Origin of the sequence: Microbacterium testaceum (assembly GCF_001476655.1) — a bacterium.
Classification (GTDB): domain Bacteria; phylum Actinomycetota; class Actinomycetes; order Actinomycetales; family Microbacteriaceae; genus Microbacterium; species Microbacterium testaceum_C.
This window is the reverse complement of the sequence record NZ_LDRT01000056.1, coordinates 1-21,182: the sequence shown is the minus strand read 5'-3', so window position 1 is coordinate 21,182 and position 21,182 is coordinate 1. Positions and strand designations below refer to the sequence as shown.

Below are 21,182 nucleotides of genomic sequence, written 5' to 3'. Positions count from 1 at the left end.
GGTGTCCTGTCAGCGGCGGTGTCAGAGCGCTTCGAGATTGCTCGCGAGCTCGAACGGCGTCACCTGGGCGCGGTACTGCTGCCACTCGCGGCGCTTGTTGAGCAGGACGTACTTGAACACCTGCTCCCCCAGCGTCTCGGCGACGAGCTCGGACTCCTCGAGGTACTCGAGGGCGTGGTCGAGGCTCGCCGGCAGCGGCGCGTAACCCAGAGCGCGGCGCTCGGAGTCGGTCAGCGACCAGACGTTGTCTTCGGCCTCGGCCGGCAGCTCGTACTCTTCCTCGATGCCCTTCAGCCCGGCCGCGAGCATGAGCGCGTACGACAGGTACGGGTTGGCGGCCGAGTCGAGCGCACGGTACTCGACGCGCGTCGATTGCCCCTTGTTCGGCTTGTAGAGGGGAACGCGCACGAGGGCGGAGCGGTTGTTGTGACCCCAGCAGATGAAGCTGGGGGCCTCGTCGCCGCCCCACAGGCGCTTGTACGAGTTGACGAACTGGTTCGTCACGGCCGAGATCTCGTTCGCGTGGCGGAGCAGGCCCGCGATGAAGTGGCGGCCGACCTTCGACAGCTGGTACTGCCCGCCCTCTTCGTAGAACGCGTTCATGTCGCCCTCGAAGAGCGAGAGGTGCGTGTGCATGCCGCTGCCGGGTTGCCCGCTGATGGGCTTGGGCATGAACGTGGCGTACACACCCTGCTCGATCGCGACCTCTTTCACGACCGTGCGGAAGGTCATGATGTTGTCGGCGGTGGTGAGGGCGTCGGCGTAGCGCAGGTCGATCTCGTTCTGACCCGGTCCGCCCTCGTGGTGGCTGAACTCGACCGAGATGCCCAGGTCTTCGAGCATCCGCACGGAGCGACGGCGGAAGTCGTGCGCGGTGCCTCCGGGGACGTTGTCGAAGTAGCCCGCCGAGTCGACCGGCTGCGGCTTGCCGTCGGGACCGAGCTGCGACGACTTCAGCAGGTAGAACTCGATCTCGGGGTGCGTGTAGAACGTGAACCCGGCGTCGGCAGCCTTGGCGAGGGTGCGCTTGAGCACGTGCCGCGGGTCGGCGACAGCCGGCTGTCCGTCGGGGGTCGTGATGTCGCAGAACATGCGCGCTGTGGGATCGATCTCGCCCCGCCACGGCAGGATCTGGAAGGTCGTGGGGTCGGGGTGCGCGAGCAGGTCCGACTCGTAGGAGCGGGTGAGACCCTCGATCGCGGAACCGTCGAACCCGAGCCCCTCGGTGAAGGCCCCCTCGACCTCGGCCGGGGCGATCGCCACCGACTTCAGGGTGCCCACGACATCGGTGAACCACAGGCGGACGAACTTCACGCCGCGTTCTTCGATCGTGCGCAGAACGAAATCGCGCTGCTTGTCCATCGTCATCCTTCGTTCTCAGTACGTGCGGTCAGCGAGTGGGGCCGTCGACGCTCAGCGGTCGTCGCGGGCGTCGTCTTCGGCCCACTGCCGCGACCGCTCCCGCAGGATCTCGGGCGCGCGCGCCGCTTCTTCGGCGGTGTCGAAGGGACCCGCGCGGTCGATCGCCGGAGAGGCGTAGCCCTGCTCGACCTCGTGGGTCTCCAGGTTGTACCAGTACTTCGCGTTCTCGTCGCTCACGATCGCTCCTCGAGTGGGTCACGAGCCTCGGGCGCAGATCCGCCGGGCCTTCGTCGATCCTACTGATCCGGGCCGCTCGGCTGGATAGGCTGGAGGGCATGGCAACGAATGCGTCGCGCGCGGTCGGAGTGGACATCGGCGGAACCGGGATCAAAGCGGGGATCGTCGACCTGGATGCCGGGGAGTTGATCAGCGACCGCGTGAAGGTCGCCACCCCCGCGGGCGCGGAGCCGGCCGACGTGCTCGCCGCCGTGAAGCAGGTGCTCGAGACGCTCGAGGCACCCGCCGACCTTCCCCTCGGGGTCGCGTTCCCCGCGATCGTGAAGGGCGGACGAACGCTGTCGGCAGCGAACGTCTCGAAGTCGTGGATCGGCTTCGAGGCCGAGAAGTTCTTCGAGCACGGTCTCTCCCGTGACATTCACTTCGCCAACGACGCCGACGTCGCCGGTATCGCCGAGGTGCGCTACGGCGCGGCGAAGGGGATCGACGGTCTCGTCATCCTCACCACGCTCGGTACGGGCATCGGCTCGGCGATGATCTACGACGGCGTGCTCGTGCCCAACAGCGAGCTGGGACACCTGCAACGCAGCGGTCACAAGCGGGATGCCGAGGGCTACGCGGCGTACTCGGCCATGGAGCGCGAGGAACTGTCGTGGGAGAAGTGGGCCAAGCGCCTGCAGTGGTACTACGACTACGTCGAGTTCCTCTTCAGCCCCGACTTGATCGTCGTGGGCGGCGGAGTGTCCAAGCACTCGGAGGAGTTCCTGCCGCTGCTGAAGCTCCGCGCACCGATCGTTCCCGCGAAGCACCGCAACAACGCCGGGATCATCGGCGCGGCGTCGCTCGCTGTGCCTGTGCCCGAAGCGCTGCCCGCTGTCAAGTGACCTCGGGATTCCGACGGGCGCGATATCGGCTCCCTAGGGTGAAGCCATGAAACGTCTCCCCGCCGTCCTCGTCCTCGCCACCGCCGCTGTCCTCCTCGCCGGATGCAGCAGTGAAACGACCGAGGAGAACATCACCGTCACCCCCGGGCAGTCCGGTACGTTCTCGTCCGGCGACACCTCCGTGGTCGTCGAGCCGGAAGAGACCGAGGCGCCCGCCTCGACCGAGGATGCCGCCTACCTCACCGAGGTGCGCAGCAAGCTCGCCGATCTCGGAAAGGCGACGGACGAGCAGCTGATCTCGCTCGGCGAGAGCACGTGCGATCAGCTCGAGGCCGGAACGCCCGCGGACCAGGTGATCCTCGTGGTTCCGGCGGGCATCACGGCTCAGGCGGGCGACGGGACCATCGTCGCTCAGGCGGCGCAGGCGACCCTCTGCGGCTGACCGGCGCAGCCGACGGACCGGCGTGCAGGTCCGGCCCCGCGGCGCGAGATCTCTTTGTCGAGTGACGTGAAGCGAATGGGCCGGCCTGTACGCCGGGTTCTGTCCGGGAGATGTCCCGACGAGCGGGACGTCTCCGTGGACGGTCATCTCTCTCGGCGACACGTTGCCGTGCCGCTCCAGCGGCCTACCCGGGGACTCGGCGAGCCGCGTCGTCATCCCCTGTCTGGCCTTGCTCCGGACGAGGTTTACCTCGCGGGTCGTGTCACCACGACCCCGGTGGTCTCTTACACCACCCTTTCACCCTTACCCACGCGGTGAAGCGCGGGCGGTCTGCTCTCTGTGGCACTGTCTCGCGGATTGCTCCGGGTGGGCGTTACCCACCGTCCTGCCCTGTGGAGCCCGGACGTTCCTCGGCACGGGCGAACCCGTGACGCGACCGTCCAGCCGACCCATTCGCAGTATCGAGTCTACCGGGCGGGGCGAGGCTCACCCCTTCTCCGCGGTGTCGCCGATCCGCAGATCCAACGGGAAGTCGAGCGGGAACGATCCGAACAGCAGCGTCCCCGCGGCCGCGGCGGACTCCCGGACCGCGGTGGCGACGGCCTCCGCGTGCACCGACGGCGTGTGCACGATGATCTCGTCGTGCAGGTAGAACGCCAGGTGCGGCCGCCGTCCGAACACCGGTCCGGATCGCGGCGCCGCGTCCGCGGCATCCACCGGCTCGAGAGCCGCCAAGCGCCCGCGCAGGTCGGCGAGCCACGCCAGTGCCCATTCGGCGGCCGTGCCCTGGACGACGAAGTTGCGCGTGAAGCGTCCGCGGTCGCGCGCGGAGCGCCGGGCCCGGGTCTCGTCGATTCCGGATGCCTCGGCGTCGCCGGCGCGGGACTGCACCGCTCGCCACGCCTCACCGGGGCCGGGTGAGGTGCGGCCGAGCCAGGTCGAGACGACCCCGCCGTCTTCGCCCACGCGCGCGGCGTGGTCGACGAGCGCCATCGCCCGGGGGAACGTGCGTCGCAGGCGCGGGAGGAGGCGCCCGCTCTCTCCCGTGGTGGCGCCGTACATCGCACCGAGCATCGCGATCTTGGCCTCCGCGCGCGTGGCGACCGCGCCGGCCTCGACGACGCCCGAGTAGAGATCGCGGCCCCGGGCGGCGTCGGCGAGAGCGGTGTCGCGGGACATGGCGGCGAGCACACGCGGTTCGAGCTGCGCCACGTCGGCGGTGAGGAGCGTCCAGCCCGGATCGGCGCGGACGGCGACGCGCAGCTGCCGGGGAATCTGAAGCGCTCCCCCGCCCGACGACGCCCAGCGGCCGGTGACGACCCCGGCGGGCACGTACACCGGCCGGAAGCGTCCGTCGCGCACCCACTCCGACATCCACGACCAGCCGTTTGCGGTGTACAGACGCATGAGCTTCTTGTAGGCCACCAGGGGCGCGACCACCGGGTGATCGTGCTCGGCGAGCTCCCACCTGCTCGTGGATTCCACGAACAGGCCGGCGCGGTGCAACGACCTCAGCAGGCGCGGCTGCGAGTCCAGGGACGCGGCGGGATCGCCGAGCGCCGCGCGCACGCGCGCCGCGGCCTCTTCGATCCGGGCGGGGAGGGCCTGGCCCCGGCGCTCCCCCAGCTCGCGCTCGAGCAGCGCGCCGTGCGCGTCGACGCTCCACGGTAATCCGGCCGCGTGCAGTTCCTCGGCGATCAGCGCCCCCGCCGATTCGGCGGCCGCGAGCAGGCGAAGGGCCGCCGGCGTCGCCGAGCCGTCGATGACATCACGCTGACGGCGGTACTCCTCGAGCGCGGCCTCGGCTGTGTCGGGCGGACCGGATGCCGCTTCTGCGAGGTCGAAGAGCGTGTCGACGACGAGAGTGTCGGGCAGGGCGGCGTCCCACGCGCGCGCGGCCCGCAGACCGTGGTCGTCGATCACCGCGGCGGCGTCGCGCAGGAGAGCATGGACGAGCCGGAGATCCCAGGCGCGCGCCACGCGCACCCCCGCGGACAGCAGACCGGCGTACCAGGCCCGGGTGTCGTTCCAGATCCACCGGACGCCGCCCGCGGCCTCGCGCGCGCGAATCGTCTCGGGGGCGTCGGACAGCGCAATGGTGACGGTCGTGGTCGCGGTGCCCGTGGCATCCAGATCGATCAGGACCACGTCTCCGGTGGGCGTGCGGGCGACGAGGACCGCGTCAGACGCCGCGGACGCCAGCGCGATTCACCGCGATTCCTCGGTGCGCACGAGGATCGCCCCGCACTCGGGACAGAACACGACCTCGTCGGTCTGCGCGCGGCGGACGTTCGCGAGGTCGCTCGGCGGCAGCACCATGCGGCAGGCTTCGCACGCACCCCCGCGCAGCAGGCCCGCGCCGTTCCCGCGCGCGGCCAGGCGCTCGTAGAGGGCGACGAGATCTGCAGGGACGGAACCGGCGACGGCCTCGCGGTCGCGACGCGCGCCCTCGAGGCGCTCGGTGGCCTCGGCGACGACGCGCTTGGCCTCGGCACTGAGCTCGGCCCCGCGGGCGTTGGTCTCGGCGATCAGGGCCTCTTGCTCGGCGACGGCGGCATCGGCGCTCTCGAGGCGTTCCATCAGCGCGATCTCGAGGTCTTCGAGGTCGCTCTTGCGGCGGGCGAGGGCGGTGAGCTCGCTCTCGAAGCCCTGCGCCTGCTTGGGGTTCGAAGACGCCGAGAGGCGCTCGGTGTCGCGTGCGATACGGGCGTCGACGACCTTGACGTCGGATTCGAGGCGGGCGATCTCGGCGGTGAGGTCGTCGCGGGCGTTGGCCCGGCTCGACAGCTCCTGCGTCAGCGCGGCACGCTGAGCGATCAGATCGCGCACCTCCGCCGCCTGCGGCGGGTTGCCGGCGACGCGTACGTCGTGCCGGATCCGGGCATCGAGGTCGGCGAGATCGAGCAGTTTGCGCTGGTCGGCGGGGTCGGCGTTCACGAAGTCCACGCTACCGCGCGGGTCGGACACCGCCGCGCCCTCGGTAGCCTGGAACACACGGACCCCCGGATGAAGGGATGCCATCACCGTGACATGGAGCATCGACCCCGCGCAGGCGCGCGCCGTCTGCCGCACCGCCGACGAACACGCCCAGGCGATCGACGACGTCGTGACCGCGACCGCGAACGCCTTCGATACGGCTCAGACAGCCGTGGGAGAGGGCGAGACGTCCGCGGCCCTCGCCGAGGTCGCCGCGGACCCGTTCCTCATCCGCCTCGCCGGGATGCGGCGGCACGTCAGCACGGTCACCGAGACCACGGAGAGCGTCATCGCGCTGTACGACCACGCCGACTACGACATGGCCGCGCAGACGCAGTCCACGCTGAACGGATGGGAACCGTGAGCACGCCCACGCTGTCGACCGCGACCCTTGTCGCCGTCCCCCGCTCGACCGCGGTGTCGGCGGCGGCGGACACGCTCGCCGGCGTGCTCGGCGGACTCGACGACGCCGTCACCGACATCACGACGACCTGGAGCGGGCTCAGCGCGGTCTACGAGGCGCCCGAAGCCCAGACGGCCTACGCCGCGATGGCGCCCCTGCCGCTCGCCGCCGACGAACTTACCTCCGCGTTGTCGTCGGCCGTCTCGGCCCTGCGGACCTACGCCGACACGCTCGCCTCCCTCGAGACACGCCGCGCCGCCCTGCTCGCCGACCTTCAGACCGTCGACGAACAGTCCGCGCTCCCGACGGCCGACCGTGATCCGGACGCGCCGACGTCCTTCGAGGTCGGCCGCACGCGGGCGCTCTTCGAGACCGACGTGACCGCCGCCGACCAGGAATGCGCGCGAGCTCTCCGGGCGCTGCGGACCTCGGCATCCTGGGCCCTGAACGACGGCCTCGAGATCGTCAACGGAAACGCCGGATCGGGGGTGCAGGGTCTGGCCGCCGAGCTGCTCACGCGCTACCGCGGCACGCTGATGGTCCCCGGCCCCGGAGCCCTTCTCCCCGATGAGATCACGCTCACGGCCGGGCAGATCAACCCGACCTGGCGGCGCAGCCTCATCGACGGGCAGGTCTGGGTCCAGCGGCCCTCGGGGGCGTGGATGCTCGAGAGCAACCTCCTTCCGGACGCTCCCCCGCGGATCTCGGGTCTGCCGGGATGGAACGGCCAACCGCAGTTCGCCCCCGACTCGGTCGGCACGCCGCCGGCCTGGGCGGGACGCGTGGGCAAGGGGCTGGGGCTTCTCGGTGCGGGGCTGACCTACTGGAGCGTCTACGGCGAGAGCTACAACGACACCCTCACCCGGCATCCGGAATGGTCCGAGGACCAGCGTCAGGAAGAGGCCGCGGTCGACACGCTCGTCATCGGCAGCTCCTCCGTCGCCGGTGGAGCGGGAGGCGCGTGGGGCGGCGCCCTGCTCGGCGCGAGCATCGGGTCGATCTTCCCCGGGCCGGGTACGGTGATCGGCGGCGTCATCGGTGGGGTGATCGGCGGTGTCCTGGGCGGGTGGGGCGGTCAGGAGATCGCTCAAGACGTGATGGACGACATCCGCCAGGAGAACGTCGAGATCATGGCACCCGGCCCGATCGGGGTCGAGCCGCAGGCGCAGGGAAACCTGCTGTGACCGCGGGCCTGCTCCTCGGCGTCGTCTTCCTCGTCCTCGGCGCTGTCGCCTATTCCGGCCGCTGGAAGGGCTGGATGCGCGTTCGCCGCGGCTTCGGCAGCACGATCGGATTCGCCTGGCTGTGGCTCGGTGCGGCGTTCCTGACGGCGGCGGTCGGCCTCCTCGTCAACCCGTACTCGCCGGCGGCGTTCGCCGCCCTCATCGTTGTCGCAGCCCTTCTGCTGCTCGTGGCCATCATGGGCGTGTTCTGGATGCCGCGCTTCCTTCTGCCGCGGTGGTACCGCGCCTGGCGGGGCGAGGCGTCGACGAAGGGCGGACAGGCGTGAAGTTCTCCACCACCGACGAGCGGACGCCCGCACCCGAGGTGCGCGAAGCGTCCACGACCCACGCGAGCGTGCTCTACCCCGACAGCTTCGTCGCCTCGGAGTACGACGGTGCCGAGCTCGTGCTGACCCTGCGGGAGGAGCAGCCCGGCTTCCAGCCGAACCTCGTGCTCACGGCGGTCGAGAGCACGGCACCCCTGACGGATGCCTCCGCGGCTGCGCTCCTCGCCGCGGGCCGGCAGCACCCCGGCGCCCGTGTGCTGGGCGTCGATCTGTGGGACGAGGACCCGGATGCCACCCTCGCCCGCGCGCGACACATCACGTTCGTGTACCCGGTGGAGATGACGGACGTCGTCGTGACCAAGACGGTCTGGGCCACGGGCACGCATCACGTGCACCTCTCCGCGAGCGCGACGCCCGCGCAGCTCGGCATGATGAGGCCGGTGTTCTCGTGGATCGCCGCGCAGCTGCGACTCACCGCCGACCCTGCCGAGGTCGAGGCCGCCGCTCGCGCCGTGGGCGCCGCGCCGGTCGACGCCGATGCCTCGAGACGCGTCGGCTTCCCGCTCGAGGACCTCACGGCCTTCGCTCCCCCGGCCTTGACCACGACCGCTCCCGTCGTCTCCGCGGCGGCGCTGACGGAGCTCCGCGCAGGCGCTGCGCGCATCCGCGGGGGATCCGCGTCGCTCCCCCGGCGGGTGCGCGGGACGGATGCCGCTGCCGAGCTCGCCGAAGCCGGCTTCATCGACGACGCGTCGAGGCTCACGCCCGCCGGCACCGCCGTCGCCTCCGCGCTCGGCTCTCCACGCCCGGTGCTCGTGGTCCGCGCTCGGCGCGGCGGGGTCGCCGCGGTGCTGGTCGCCTTCGCGGGCCCGCGCGGCATCGTGGTCTCGCACGACCCGTCGATCGCCGAGCTGCACGCGGGCACGGCGACGGCCGACCCTGAACGTCGACACCACGCCCTCATCGTCCCCGAGCACCTGCCGACGTTCGTCGCCGCGTGGATCGGGCTGTCCCCGTTCTGGCCGATCGACGACCCCGGCGCGCCGGCCGTGACGACCGCCGCCCTCGAGGACGCCGTACACGCCGACACCGGCCCGTGGACCGACGTGCTCGTCCAGGGATCCGGGGTGGAGCGCTACGACGTGATCATCCCGGGCCGCGGCTGGAAGCGCGTGACTCCCCCGGCCGGCGGAGCGCACGAACTCATCGCCGATCCGAGCGTCGCGGTGTACGCGTTCCTCGTCGACGTCTGCGCGCTGTCCCTCGGCCGCTAGACTCGAGGCATCCCGGGCCTTTAGCTCAGCTGGTAGAGCGCCACGTTTACACCGTGGATGTCGTCGGTTCGATCCCGGCAGGGCCCACCACCGCACACCCCGGAACTCCGGGAATCTAGAGTGTCTAGCTCAGTTCTGCTCCTTCGGCCCTCGCGTCCATCTCTCCGCTGCCCAAGGTAGAGCCTTCGCCTGCGGCCTCGCCGAGTTTCGAGTCGCCCCAAATATCGAACATCGTTCCGTAAAGAGCCGTCGTGGATGGCTATGTGTCGGGTCTACAACTGCCAGACTGCTAGTGAGCCGCGGGAAAGGGCACGCATGGCATACGTTGAGTATCCGATTGAACCTGTCGAGGTTGCCGATCTACATCTGGACGTAAGCAACTATCGGTTCGCGAACGATCAGCCGACCGAAACTGCTGCCATGAACTACCTGTGGGCAGAGGCCGACGTGAAGGAAGTTGCGACCCTGATCCTGCGCGATCAGTACGTGGACAACGAGTTGCCCTTGGTTGTCAAGGAAGACGACCGGTTCATCCTGCTGGAGGGAAACCGACGCGTCTCGGCACTCCTCGCGCTACTGACGCCCGCGCTTGCCCCAGCGCATCAAGACGAGATTGAACGACTCCGAAAGCGATATGCCATAGAGGCGGAGAACCTGCCCCGCCGCATTCGGGCGATGGTGCTCCCAGACCGAACAACCGCCGCCCCGATCCTGGCCCGACTTCACATCGGCCAATCGAAGAAGCCCTGGAGTCTTGACGAACAGGCGAAGTTCGTCATCGCTCAACTGACCGGCTCCACCACTCTGGATCAGTTACGCGCCGCCCTCCCAGCTATCAAGGACGTGCCACGCGTCGTGCGTATGGGCCGAGTTCGTCAACGCCTACGCACCACGCATTACTCATCTGCGGAACTCACGGACTACGTTGCGGGACCGAAGCTGACGATGTCAGCCTTCGAGTACGCCTACCGCAATTCGACCATTCAGGGACTCATCGGTTTGAGATTTGACGACCAAGCGCGAGTTGTGCAGTGGGCCTCCACTCAGGATGAACTTGGAGCGCTTGAACGACTATTAACCGGTTTCATGACCAACGAAGTGAATACCCGACGTGGATTGAAGGCTGGTACTGCGGAGTATGAAAAGCTCCTGCGCGAAATGCGCGGAATGCCCGACGCGGAGAGCGAAGCTCCGAGCGGGGGCAATTCTCCCCAGCGTACCGAGGAGGCGTTGTTCCTTGCCGACGGCGACGGAATGCGGTCCGATGAAGACGTGACGGAGGATGCGCAGGTTGAGGCGTCCGCGCTCGAACTGTCGTCAGGCGACCATCTTGAAGGGGATTCTGGCGGTGAGAACGGAGACATCCAGACCAAGGACGAAGACGCGGCGGATGACTCAGGATCGCTGCAATCCAACGATGCGACGCCCGACCCCGAAGAAGACGGGTTCGAACTTGAGGACGAGTTGGCGGGTCGTCGAGGGCGCGGCCCCTCACGCCCCGGCACTCTGGTACATCTCAATATGACCGGCGTGGATGAGCGCGCACTCCCGGTTACCCTTCAACATCGCTGGAGGGAGCTTCGACAGATCAACGTCAAAGACTTCCCGGCTGCGGCAACAATGCTCATACGTTCTTTGATCGAGGCATCGATCAAGGAGCACTTCGGTCTGGGGAACGGCATCGAGGTAACCGGGATGCTGAGCCAAGTGATGGTGCGAGTTACAAGCGAATACAAGTCCAACGGACAGTTGTCGCACGCCATCGCGACCTTGAACCGAGTCAAGAACGACGCGAGCACCGTCCCCGGGTCGGGGCGATGGTTCAATCTGGTGTCGCACAGTGTCAACACCGATGTGACCGGCGAGCAAGTGCATCAGGCCTGGCGGGTGGTATTCCCCTTGGTTCGCTTCATGCTGATCGAGCGGCCGTCACCTTCGTGAGGGCATCCTCAACCGTTGGGGACGCAATCATGAGCTCATGGGCGCGTCCGGGGTGCCGCGCAGAGTAGTTCAGTTCGTACCTGCAGAGGAAGAAGTCTGAGTACAACTCTTCGATGAGTGGTGACTCATCGTACGTCATGACCCAGTTGCCGCCAGCGTCAGCGACTACGGAGGCGAGATTCGTGTGGTCTCTCGCATCGAACGCGTTGAGGTACAACTGCGACCCAGCCCGTACGTAGGGCGGGTCGATGTACAAGAAGGCGTTGCCGTCCGCGGCGTAGTCCAAGATGACTGTGCGCCCGTCGTCGTCCCGTACCGTGATTTGATCCGCCAAGTTACCTAGGGCGGCTATTCTCTCTCGCAGGGTTTCACGATTGAATCGAGCATCAATCTTGTAGTTGCCGGTCTGGTCCAGCCCACCAATCACGCCACCTGTCAGGACCCCGGATCGGTTAGTCCGATTTAAATAGAAGAACGCAAAACCAAGTCGAAGCGGGTCGCTCGTGTCGGCGTTCCTATAAATCTCTCGCTGCCGTCGCCACTCTTCGACCGTGATCGGAGTCTTCTCTAGCATCAATAGGAACTCTGCGTTCGCGCCAACGACGCTGCGCCAGAAGGAGTGTACGGCCGGATCGAGGTCATTCACCACGAGTTCCTGAACTAAGCCCTCACGCAGCAGCGCGACACCTGCGCCGGCCCCGCCCGCGTACGGCTCTACGTACCTTGCTTTCTCAAGGCCCAGCTCAGCGATCAGGTCCGCAAAGAGCCCGGCGAGGGCTGCCTTGCCGCCGGGGTAACGAAGCGGCGAGTGGGTACCGTATCGGCGCGTGGCCGGGATCGAAAGGGTAGTTGGCACGCCTCGGTGTCCCCTCGCTTGCTGACGTGGATGCGATGCGCGCGCGCATCCGCTAACTCACTGTAAATGGGGTAGGTGGCCTGTACCGCCTGCCGTGCTCCGTCGCTGTTACTCGTCCGTTTCGCCGAAACTGCGAGATACGGCGCGCCCGGCGCCGCGACACGTGCGGCGTTGCCCCCCGATGTCGCTGCCGGTCGGTACGGTTCGACCCGTGTACATGACGACAGGCATCCTCACGCGCGACCTGAAAAATTCGGACGCGTCGATCTTCCAGTACGTGCGCGCCCAGTTCCCCAACATCAAGCCCCTACAAGCCGAGTACAAGGCTCAGGCGGGTCCACTCAAGGTGGACGGTACGAGCGCGTCTGCGGGCATAGTAGGGACCGCAGTGGATCTATTGATCCGGCTTCGCCTCGACCCCGCCGACGTGCCCGACGCCGCGTTGCTGCTGTTCCCCCTGAACGTCGAGTACCACGACGAAATTAGGGAGCTGAGTGCAGTCGCCGCCGACCCGTCGGATTCCTCGCGGCGTGCTCGTGCTGCGTGGGGTCTGGCACAGTGTGTAGCGGCCTACCGTGCCGGGGCGGCGTTCGCGCCGTACATCCCGAGTCTCGTTCGATCCGGTCAGTTCTCCGCATCCTTGCTCATGGAGAAATCTCCCGCTGATGTTGTCGCGGAGTTGACCGCACTCCTCGAACTTGCTGACCGCGAGCTAATCCCGGCGCTGGACGCACCCTACGCGCTGGGACCGCTCTTTGACCTATCCAAACTGGGGGATGGTCAGCGGATCGCGGCGGAGGCTGATCTGATCGCGAACGGGCTGCTCGTGGATGTAAAGACCCAGCTAGGCACTAAGACCAAGGCCGGTGTACGTACAGACACCATCACTCCCGATCAGGTCTACCAACTCCTCGCGTACGCGTTGCTGGACTACTCCAACACTTACAAAATTGATCGTGTGGGCTTCTACTCGGCGCGGTACGGAAAGCTCACCGCCTGGTCGCTGGACACCTACTTGATAACGCTTGCCGATCGCGCCGTCGACTTGAGTTCGGCCCGGGCCGATCTGCACTCTCTCATGCTGGAAGACATCGAGTTCATCTGAGCTTTCGGGCCTGCTCACACGTCCCCGTGGGATGAAATCAGGGCCGGACCGTGCAACCTCCGAAGGTTGTGAAACGCGCGAAATTGACTCTCGCCCGTTCTCAGTCAGATTCACATTGTGGATGTCGTCGGTTCGATCCCGGCAGGGCCCACCACCGTCAACTCAGAATGTTCACGCTCCGCGCGATCACCAGCGCGAGCAGCACGAACCCCGAGATCGCCTGCACCATCATGAACATCTTCGCGCGGGTGCTCAGCGGCATGACGTCGGTGGGGCTGAAGGCCATCGCGTTGGATGCCGAGAAGTACAGGTAGTCGACGTACCCGGGCGCCCAGTCCTCGACGTCGGAGGAGCGGCGGGCGACCTCGCTCACCGCGTCGCGGTCGGAGTCCTGCGGGAACTGGAAGTCGGCGGGCGGCAGCTCGTCGCGGGCATCGCGGCGGCGGGCGATCGGACCGCCCCGATCCATCTCCCAGTAGACGACGGCGTAACCGATGACGTTGATCGCCCACACCTGCGCCGCGCCCAGCAGGGTTTGCGCGCCGCTCCCCTCACCCTGGAGCAGCTGGTGGACGAGGAGGAAGAAGGCGACCTGGTTCGCGGCGAGGAGCACGACGGTGAACGCCAGGGCGAAACCGCGTCCGACGCGCGTCTCCCGGGTCAATCGCGCGGGGTTGGTCACCACCATGGGGATCGCGCACAGGACGCCGGCGATCACGACGACGTAGCGGAGGATGCCCGACGCGTCGCTGGGAAGGACCGCGTAGAGCCCGGTGCCGACACCGAGAGCGATCAGCACCGGCCAGCGATGCTCGGGGCGGGTCCGGAAGCCCGCGGATGAGCTGGAGGTCACGCGCTCAGGCTAGACCCGCATCCGATGCGCCCGCGGTGAAGCGCCGGGGCGTGGCATCCGGTGATCCGCTTCCCTGCCGGTCGCGATCGTTCGACGGCGAAGCGTCTCGAGGTCGCGGAAGAGGTGTCCGTCGAGCGCGCATCCGTTGACGCTGCGACTCGCTAGGCTGGACGCTGGTTGATTGTGCGGAGCGAACAAGGGTTGCCGCACTCGTATGGCGATTCTCTGGCATGACCTGCCAGACGACGAAAGGTCTTCCGTGACTGTTCACGACCAGGATCCGTATTCGCAAGGGCCGCAGGACAGCGACCCCGAAGAGACCGGGGAGTGGCAGGAATCCCTGCGACAGCTCGTCCAGGCCAAGGGGCCGGCCCGCGCTCGCGAGATCATGCTGAGCCTTCTCAAGGGCTCGAAGGAACTGCACCTCAACGTGCCGATGGTTCCCACCACCGACTACATCAACACCATCTCGCAGAAGAACGAGCCCGAGTTCCCCGGTGACGAAGAGCTCGAGCGCCGCTACCGCAAGTGGATCCGCTGGAACGCCGCGGTCACCGTGCACCGCGCGCAGCGTCCCGGCATCGGCGTCGGTGGGCACATCTCGACCTATGCCTCTTCGGCCGCGCTGTACGAGGTCGGGTTCAACCACTTCTTCCGCGGTCTCGACGATCCGTCCGGCGGCGACCAGATCTTCATCCAGGGCCACGCCTCCCCCGGCGCCTACGCCCGCGCCTACCTCGAGGGGCGTCTCACCGAGGCGCAGCTCGACGGTTTCCGCCAGGAGAAGTCGCAGGCGCCGAATGGCATCCCGTCCTACCCCCACCCCCGTCTCATGCCGGAGTTCTGGCAGTTCCCGACGGTCTCGATGGGTCTCGGTCCCATCAACGCCATCTACCAGGCGATGTCGAACAAGTACCTCTCGAACCGCGGCATCAAGGATGTCTCCGACTCGCACGTCTGGGCGTATCTCGGTGACGGCGAGATGGACGAGGTCGAGAGCCGCGGTCAGCTGCAGGTCGCGGCGAACGAGGGCCTCGACAACCTGACGTTCATCGTGAACTGCAACCTCCAGCGTCTTGACGGTCCCGTCCGCGGCAACGGCAAGATCATCCAGGAGCTCGAGAGCTTCTTCCGCGGCGCCGGCTGGAACGTCATCAAGGTCGTCTGGGGCCGCGAGTGGGACGACCTGCTCGCCCGCGACACCGAGGGCGCGCTGCTCAACCTCATGAACACGACGCCCGACGGCGACTACCAGACGTACAAGGCCGAGAACGGCGCCTACGTCCGCGAGAACTTCTTCGGTCGCGACCCCCGCGCCCTCGAGCTCGTGAAGGACTACACCGACGAGCAGGTCTGGGGCCTCAAGCGCGGTGGACACGACTACCGCAAGGTGTTCGCAGCGTTCAAGGCGGCCAAGGAGCACAAGGGCCAGCCCACCGTCATCCTGGCGAAGACGATCAAGGGCTACGGCCTCGGTCCGCACTTCGAGGGCCGCAACGCGACCCACCAGATGAAGAAGCTGACGCTCGACGACCTCAAGGCGTTCCGCGACGCGATGGACATCCCCGTCACCGACGCGCAGCTCGACGAGAACCCGTACCAGCCGCCGTACTACAACCCCGGTGAGCAGGACGAGACGATCAAGTACATGCTCGAGCGTCGTCGCTCGCTCGGCGGATTCCTGCCCGAGCGTCGTACCACGCACGTCGGCCTCGAGCTGCCGGGCGACGCCGCCTACGCGCTGCCCAAGAAGGGCTCGGGCACGCAGGAGATCGCCACCACGATGGCGTTCGTGCGTCTGCTCAAGGACCTGCTGCGCGTGAAGGACTTCGGTCACCGCATCGTGCCGATCATCCCCGACGAGGCACGCACGTTCGGTATGGACGCGTACTTCCCGACGGCGAAGATCTACAACCCCAAGGGCCAGCACTACACCTCCGTCGACCGCGAGCTGCTGCTGGCGTACAAGGAGAGCCCGCAGGGCCAGATCATCCACGTCGGCATCAACGAGGCGGGCGCCCTCGCGGCGTTCACCGCGGCGGGTACGGCGTACTCGACCCACGGCGAGCCGCTGATCCCGGTCTACGTCTTCTACTCGATGTTCGGCTTCCAGCGCACGGGCGACGCCCAGTGGGCCGCGGGCGACCAGATGGCGCGCGGTTTCATCATCGGCGCGACCGCCGGCCGCACGACGCTGACGGGCGAAGGTCTGCAGCACGCGGACGGTCACTCGCAGCTTCTCGCCTCGACGAACCCGGCGACCGTGTCGTACGACCCGGCCTACGGCTACGAGATCTCGCACATCGTCCGTTCGGGTATCGAGCGCATGTACGGCGGCAACCACCCCGACCCCAACGTCATGTACTACATGACGGTATACAACGAGCCGTACGTGCAGCCGGCCGAGCCCGAGGGGGTCGACGTCGACGGCATCGTTCGCGGCATCCACCACATCTCGTCGGGCGAGGGCGACGGCCCCCGCACGCAGCTGCTCGCCTCGGGCGTCGGTGTGCCGTGGGCCTTCGAGGCCCAGCGTCTGCTCAAGGACGACTGGGGTGTCGTCGCCGACGTCTGGTCGGTCACCTCGTGGTCCGAGTTGCGTCGCGACGGTCTCGCCGCCGACGAGCACAACTTCCTCCACCCCGAGGAAGAGCCCCGCGTGGCCTACCTCACCGACAAGCTGAAGGAAGCCGACGGCCCCGTGGTCGCCGTCAGCGACTGGATGCACGCGGTCCAGGACCAGATCCGTCAGTGGGTCCCGCAGAACTACTGGACGCTCGGCGCCGACGGCTTCGGCTTCTCCGACACCCGTGCCGCGGCTCGTCGCTTCTTCAAGATCGACGGCCCCTCGCTCGCGGTCCGCGCCCTGCAAGCGCTGGCGGAAGAGGGCAAGGTCGACCGCGCGGTCGTCGGTCAGGCGATCGAGAAGTACCGCCTGCACGACGTCAACGCCGGCACCAGCGGCAACGCGGGTGGCGAGGCCTGATCACGTGAGTGAACCCACGGTCGGGACCGACTCCCCCCTTCCGGGTGGGGCCGGTCCCGACCGCATTCCGCCGGAGTCGCCGGGGGCTACGGCCGCGGATCGCGACCGCGCTGCCCGTGACAAGGAAGAGACCCTCGTCTGGCTGCGTCGCATCTCGGGCGACCTCGCGACGGCGACGATCCAGCGTCTCGAAGAGACCCTTCCCTGGTACGCCGGGATGCCGCCCGCCCGGCGCTCGGCCGTCGGTCTCGTCGCCCAGGCCGGCATCACGTCGTTCACGCAGTGGGTCGAGGACCCCGCTCAGACGCCGGCGATCGCGTCGGACATCTTCGCGGCGGCTCCCCGGGAACTCCTCCGCAGTGTGAGCCTCACGCAGACACTGCAGCTCGTGCGCGTCACCGTCGAGGTGATGGAGGAGCGGGTCGCCGGGCGCAGCAAGAGCGTGCGCGAGGCCATGCTCCTCTACTCGCGCGAGGTGGCCTTCGCCGCGGCGGATGTCTACGCGCGTGCGGCCGAAGCCCGAGGGCTCTGGGACGCGCGCCTCGAGGCGCTCGTCGTCGATTCGATCCTCACGGGCGAGGCCGACGAAGAGCTTCCCAGCCGCATCGCCGCCCTGGGCTGGCACGGTCACGGTGAGGTCGCCGTCCTCGTGGGCACGACGCCCCCGCAGTTCGACGTCGATCAGGTACGCCGCACGGCCCGCAAGCTCGGCGTGGACGTCCTGATCGGTGTCCAGGGTTCGCGTCTCGTTCTCGTGCTCGGGCGGGCCGAGTTGCCCTCCCGCGGGGGTGACGACAGGACCGAGCTCCCCTTCACCGAGATCGCCAAGCGTCTCGAGCCCGGCTTCGGCTCGGGCCACCTCGTGCTCGGCCCCCCGGTCGCCGCTCTCGTCGACGCCGGGCAGAGTGCCCGCGCGGCCCTCGCGGGCTTCGCCGTCGCTCGTGCGTGGCGCAACGCTCCGCGCCCGGTCGAAGCAGACGATCTTCTCCCCGAGCGTGCCCTCGCCGGCGACGCGGTGGCCAAGCAGACACTCGTGGACCGCGTGTACCGCCCTCTCCAGGCGCACAGCACCGACCTCGTCGCAACGCTCTGGAGCTACCTCGACAACGGTCGTTCGCTCGAGGCCACCGCGCGCGAGCTGTACGTGCACCCGAACACCGTCCGTTACCGCTTGAAGCGGGTGTCCGAGGTCATCGGATGGGATGCCACGGGCCCCCGCGAAGCGCTCATCCTCCAGACCGCGTTGATCCTCGGGTCGATCGGAACGGATGCCACGCGGCGGCGCGGAGCAGCGGCGCGACGGGCTCCGCGCATCTGACGTTCGTGATCCGAGTCCGGTTCTACAGGGCTGTGAGCGAATGCTGAAGGCCCGTCAGCGGAGGTGAATCTCTCCGACCAACGGGCCTTCGTGCATCTCACCCGGCCCTTAGCAACCGATCTGGACGAAGGACGCCACGCCGTCGGTACGCTGCGCACCCTGGGCGAGACTCACGCCGGTCGTCGTTTGCGTGTCGCCGTAGTAGAGCGCGCCGGCGGTCGTCAACGAGTAGCCGCCGCCGAGTGCGCGAGAACCCGAGAAGTCGGCTGAAAGCGTTGTCGTGCTCGCCGCGTTGTTCGACCACGTGACTTGTCGCATCTTGCCGTCCTTGCCCAGGGCAGAAGCGCGGGGTGTGCTGCCGGCGGCGGCCCATCCCACCGCATCCGTGATGTTGTCGAGCACATTCGTGGAGTCGAAGTACAACGACCCGGTCGGGGTCAGAGCGAATCCGCACCCCACGACGACGGGGCGGTTGGCGACATTCGTGTACGTGCCGCTGAGTGTCGTATTCGTCGCACCCTTGACGGTGGCGTCGGAGAAGACGATCGACGCATAGGAGTCGTCTTTCTGGGTGCCCTGGGCAGTTGCGACGCCCGTCGTCACTGCCGTATTCCCGAGTGACAGCGCGCCGGCGGTCGTGAGGACGTATCCGCCGCGGGTGATGGTGCCGCCGGGTGCCGTCACGGTCAAGGTTGTCGCGTTGTCGATGTCGATACGCCGCACACTGCCGTCGAGGGCGAGCGCGATGGCCTGAGGCGACCATGTGGACGCGATCCACCCCGCAGCCGAGCAGATCCCCGAAGCCAACTTTTTGCCGTTGTAATAGAGATCTCCAGACGGCGTCAGGAAGTAGCTCCCGCCGACGGCGATAGGGCGAGTATTGATGCCCGTGAGTTTGCCGCTGGCCAGGTTCGCGTTCGACGAGTACGTCAAGGATCCGTCGGTGTAGACGATCGACGACGTCGCGTCGTCCTTTTGCTGACCTTGCGCCGCGCGGACGTTCGTCGTCACCAACGTGTCGCCCAGATAGAGCGAACCAGAGGACAAGACGAACCCGCCCACCAGCGCCTGAGGGTTGCTGAACGCGGTCGTTCGTGTGGTGGCCGTGTCGATGTCGAAGTAATAGACCTTGCCGTCCTTGCCGACGACGTTCGCCTGCGGCATCCACGTCGACTTGATCCAGCCCACGCCTGACGCGATGCCGGTGAGCTTCTTTGTGGACCCGGAATAGAAGTCGCCGGACGGCGTGAGGACATATCCGGCACCCAACGAGACAGACCCCACCGGAAATTGCGTGGTCGAGGCGCTGATGGTCGTCTCTTGAACGAAGCGGAGAACCCCCGCGTTATCCATGTACATGGCGGTGAAGTGGTTGTCCCGCCACGATCCCACAGCGGAGGTGACGTTGCTCGTCACCTTCGTCCCTCGGTAGTAGAGATCGCCACCGGAGGTCAGGTAGTAGTCGGCTCCGACCGAGGTCGCGCCCGCCGGGACACCCGTGTAGGAATCGACGACGGAGTTCCACTGCGCTCGACGTCCGGTTCCTGCCGCGTCGACGAAGCTCACCGCGATCCAGTCGTCCCACGTCGCGTAGGTGTAGGCGCTGCGCACCTGCGTGGAGATACGCGTGTTCTGGTACCAGAGTTCACCGTCTCCCATGAGGAAATAGCTCCCGCCCAGAGGGGTGGCGTACGACACGGCGGGAACGGAGAAGGTCCCCTTGTCGACACCGCCTTGCTGATAACGGGCCACGCCGTTCGAGTCGACATAGTCCACGTAATCGGCACGCTCGCGTTCCGTTCCGCTGGCCGACACGACGCCGGTGGCCGTACGCGTGCCTTTGTAGTAGAGATCGCCCCCCGGGGTGAGGAAGTAGTAGCTTCCGACCGCCATTGCACTCGTCGGAACCGGGCCGAAGCTCGCCACTATCGATCCGTTGTTCGCGATGTAGCCCTTGCCGGAGGTGTCGTTGAAAGCGCAGGCTTGCCACCAGTCCCAGCCGCAGTAGGTGAAGCCGCTGATGACGTCGGAGGCGACCTTCGTGTTCTGGAAGTACAGATCGCCACCCGATGTGAGGAAGTACTGCGAGCCCAGAGGGGTGACAGGCCGAAACCCCTGAGAGGGGTACGTCACGGTGGCGGACTGCGCGGTGGTCTCGTAGAACGTCCGGCGCACGTTCTGCGCGTCGATGTAGTCGACGGTGAAATGACCATCACGGTACGACCCAGCCGCCGAAGTAACGTTCGTGGCCAGGCTGGTGCCGCGGAACGTGAGCGCCCCGTCAGATGTGAGGAAGTAGTCGGCACCCACCGAGGTGCCCGCGGCACCCGAGTACGTCTGCACGATGGTCGTTCCAGACGCGCGTGCGCCCGCGCCGGACGAGGTGTTGTAGCTGGCGAAGATGTCGGACGGGGAAGCGTAGACGCTCACGCTCGAGACACCGGTCGCGATCTTCGAGTTCTGGTAGTAGAGGTCGCCGTTCTGCGCGAGGAAGTACCCGCCTCCCTGCGGAAGGGCGTCCGACGGCACGCCGGAGTACGTGGATCCAACGGTGGAGTTCGTGGCGACGCGTGCGACACGGTTCGGGGTCACCTGCACCTGACTGCTGGTGTTTGCCGACGAACTGGTCGCGGTGCTCGCGGCGATGGCGGTGAAGACTGTCTGGCCTCCGGCACCGGGGGTGACGATGTTCGGGAGAGTGACGACACCGTTGGTGTCGGTGACTCCCGAGTAGGTCGTCGCACCGTTGCTGTAGCTGTAGCCCTGCGGGAGAGATACCGAGACCGAGATGCCGGCTTGGCGGACGCTGCTTGCGGTGGCCGTGATGGTGACGCCGGTGATGCTCGCGCAGCCCGTTGCCGTGTACGTGGCCTGGTTGAACGCGAGCGTGATGGCCTTTTGTCCGGAGGCGGCGGCGTGTGCGGGAACTGCCGTCGAGGCGACGATGACCGGGATGCTCCACGCGGCGCCGGACATGATCGTGCGACGGGAGAGGCCGTCGCTGATGTGACGCGGAGGGGTTCGGGACTCAGGCG

Annotated in this window: 17 protein-coding genes, 1 tRNA gene and 1 other RNA gene; 11 read left to right on the top strand and 8 right to left on the bottom strand. The window is 67.5% G+C overall.

The genetic code is table 11. The features are described from left to right. Positions 1–21: 21 nt before the first annotated feature. Positions 22–1,362 (bottom strand): type I glutamate--ammonia ligase, encoded by a 1,341-nt coding sequence (gene glnA / locus NS220_RS09305; protein WP_058623813.1) that lies wholly within the window; start codon positions 1,360–1,362, stop codon positions 22–24. 51 nt (positions 1,363–1,413) lie between these two features. Beyond that, the gene (locus NS220_RS09300; RefSeq protein ID WP_058623797.1) at positions 1,414–1,599 is read right to left on the bottom strand and encodes a hypothetical protein; all 186 of its coding nucleotides are present in this window, start codon (positions 1,597–1,599) and stop codon (positions 1,414–1,416) included. Between the two features lie 98 nt (positions 1,600–1,697). Between NS220_RS09300 and ppgK the strand changes: the two genes are divergently transcribed. Next, complete coding sequence (gene ppgK, locus NS220_RS09295) at positions 1,698–2,483, top strand: polyphosphate--glucose phosphotransferase (RefSeq protein WP_058623796.1); 786 nt, start codon at positions 1,698–1,700, stop codon at positions 2,481–2,483. A gap of 46 nt (positions 2,484–2,529) precedes the next feature. Next, positions 2,530–2,925, top strand: coding sequence for a DUF732 domain-containing protein (locus NS220_RS09290; protein ID WP_058623795.1), 396 nt, complete (start codon positions 2,530–2,532; stop codon positions 2,923–2,925). A 72-nt stretch (positions 2,926–2,997) separates the two neighbouring features. On the opposite strand, the gene rnpB is transcribed toward NS220_RS09290, so the two are convergent. The 3 genes from rnpB to NS220_RS09280 all read right to left on the bottom strand — a co-directional run bounded on the left by rnpB (position 2,998) and on the right by NS220_RS09280 (position 5,862). After that, positions 2,998–3,377, bottom strand: an RNA gene (gene rnpB / locus NS220_RS20480) — RNase P RNA component class A. Positions 3,378–3,411: 34 nt separating this feature from the next. After that, positions 3,412–5,073: a bifunctional 3'-5' exonuclease/DNA polymerase gene (locus NS220_RS09285; RefSeq protein WP_242864578.1), complete on the bottom strand. Its 1,662-nt coding sequence runs from the start codon at positions 5,071–5,073 to the stop codon at positions 3,412–3,414. A gap of 60 nt (positions 5,074–5,133) precedes the next feature. After that, positions 5,134–5,862 (bottom strand): zinc ribbon domain-containing protein, encoded by a 729-nt coding sequence (locus NS220_RS09280; RefSeq protein ID WP_058623812.1) that lies wholly within the window; start codon positions 5,860–5,862, stop codon positions 5,134–5,136. Between the two features lie 88 nt (positions 5,863–5,950). Between NS220_RS09280 and NS220_RS09275 the strand changes: the two genes are divergently transcribed. The 6 genes from NS220_RS09275 (at position 5,951) to NS220_RS09250 (ending at position 11,029) form a co-directional block, all read left to right on the top strand. After that, positions 5,951–6,265, top strand: a complete 315-nt coding sequence (locus NS220_RS09275) for a DUF6507 family protein (RefSeq protein WP_058623793.1) — start codon at positions 5,951–5,953, stop codon at positions 6,263–6,265. Beyond that, the gene (locus tag NS220_RS09270) at positions 6,262–7,488 is read left to right on the top strand and encodes a WXG100 family type VII secretion target (RefSeq protein ID WP_153004234.1); all 1,227 of its coding nucleotides are present in this window, start codon (positions 6,262–6,264) and stop codon (positions 7,486–7,488) included. Before NS220_RS09275 ends, NS220_RS09270 begins: the two co-directional genes overlap by 4 nt. Beyond that, on the top strand, positions 7,485–7,814 hold the full coding sequence (locus NS220_RS09265) for a hypothetical protein (protein WP_058623791.1): 330 nt from the start codon (positions 7,485–7,487) through the stop codon (positions 7,812–7,814). Before NS220_RS09270 ends, NS220_RS09265 begins: the two co-directional genes overlap by 4 nt. Then, on the top strand, positions 7,811–9,088 hold the full coding sequence (locus tag NS220_RS09260; protein ID WP_058623790.1) for a hypothetical protein: 1,278 nt from the start codon (positions 7,811–7,813) through the stop codon (positions 9,086–9,088). Before NS220_RS09265 ends, NS220_RS09260 begins: the two co-directional genes overlap by 4 nt. A 14-nt stretch (positions 9,089–9,102) precedes the next feature. Next, positions 9,103–9,178, top strand: a tRNA-Val gene (locus tag NS220_RS09255). A gap of 225 nt (positions 9,179–9,403) precedes the next feature. Beyond that, positions 9,404–11,029 (top strand): hypothetical protein, encoded by a 1,626-nt coding sequence (locus NS220_RS09250; RefSeq protein WP_153004233.1) that lies wholly within the window; start codon positions 9,404–9,406, stop codon positions 11,027–11,029. Here NS220_RS09250 and NS220_RS09245 read toward each other — a convergent pair. Continuing rightward, positions 10,998–11,885, bottom strand: a complete 888-nt coding sequence (locus tag NS220_RS09245) for a DNA adenine methylase (protein WP_058623788.1) — start codon at positions 11,883–11,885, stop codon at positions 10,998–11,000. The two genes, NS220_RS09250 and NS220_RS09245, sit on opposite strands and share 32 nt — an antisense overlap. Before the next feature lie 217 nt (positions 11,886–12,102). Here NS220_RS09245 and NS220_RS09240 point away from each other — a divergent pair, with 217 nt between their 5' ends. Beyond that, a complete protein-coding gene (locus NS220_RS09240) occupies positions 12,103–12,990 on the top strand; it encodes a hypothetical protein (RefSeq protein ID WP_153004232.1) in 888 nt (295 codons plus the stop codon). A gap of 157 nt (positions 12,991–13,147) precedes the next feature. Here NS220_RS09240 and NS220_RS09235 read toward each other — a convergent pair whose 3' ends face one another. Next, positions 13,148–13,843 carry a DUF1345 domain-containing protein gene (locus NS220_RS09235; RefSeq protein WP_058623786.1) on the bottom strand — a complete coding sequence of 232 codons (696 nt, stop codon included), beginning with the start codon at positions 13,841–13,843 and terminating at the stop codon, positions 13,148–13,150. 259 nt (positions 13,844–14,102) lie between these two features. Between NS220_RS09235 and aceE the strand changes: the two genes are divergently transcribed. Together aceE and NS220_RS09225 are read left to right on the top strand one after the other, a co-directional pair. Further along, on the top strand, positions 14,103–16,829 hold the full coding sequence (gene aceE / locus NS220_RS09230) for a pyruvate dehydrogenase (acetyl-transferring), homodimeric type (protein ID WP_058623785.1): 2,727 nt from the start codon (positions 14,103–14,105) through the stop codon (positions 16,827–16,829). Between the two features lie 64 nt (positions 16,830–16,893). After that, positions 16,894–18,147: a PucR family transcriptional regulator gene (locus tag NS220_RS09225; protein ID WP_058623811.1), complete on the top strand. Its 1,254-nt coding sequence runs from the start codon at positions 16,894–16,896 to the stop codon at positions 18,145–18,147. Between the two features lie 108 nt (positions 18,148–18,255). Here the strand turns inward: NS220_RS09225 and NS220_RS09220 are convergent, their stop codons facing one another. After that, positions 18,256–21,123 (bottom strand): hypothetical protein, encoded by a 2,868-nt coding sequence (locus tag NS220_RS09220; RefSeq protein ID WP_058623784.1) that lies wholly within the window; start codon positions 21,121–21,123, stop codon positions 18,256–18,258. Positions 21,124–21,182: the final 59 nt, after the last annotated feature.

What these genes read in the sequence shown, in the direction of transcription:
- glnA (WP_058623813.1), bottom strand. Translation starts at nt 1,362, where the DNA reads ATGGACAAGCAGCGCGATTTCGTTCTGCGCACGATCGAAGAACGCGGC.
- ppgK (WP_058623796.1), top strand. Translation starts at nt 1,698, where the DNA reads ATGGCAACGAATGCGTCGCGCGCGGTCGGAGTGGACATCGGCGGAACC.
- NS220_RS09290 (WP_058623795.1), top strand. Translation starts at nt 2,530, where the DNA reads ATGAAACGTCTCCCCGCCGTCCTCGTCCTCGCCACCGCCGCTGTCCTC.
- NS220_RS09250 (WP_153004233.1), top strand. Translation starts at nt 9,404, where the DNA reads ATGGCATACGTTGAGTATCCGATTGAACCTGTCGAGGTTGCCGATCTA.
- NS220_RS09240 (WP_153004232.1), top strand. Translation starts at nt 12,103, where the DNA reads ATGACGACAGGCATCCTCACGCGCGACCTGAAAAATTCGGACGCGTCG.
- NS220_RS09220 (WP_058623784.1), bottom strand. Translation starts at nt 21,123, where the DNA reads ATGTCCGGCGCCGCGTGGAGCATCCCGGTCATCGTCGCCTCGACGGCA.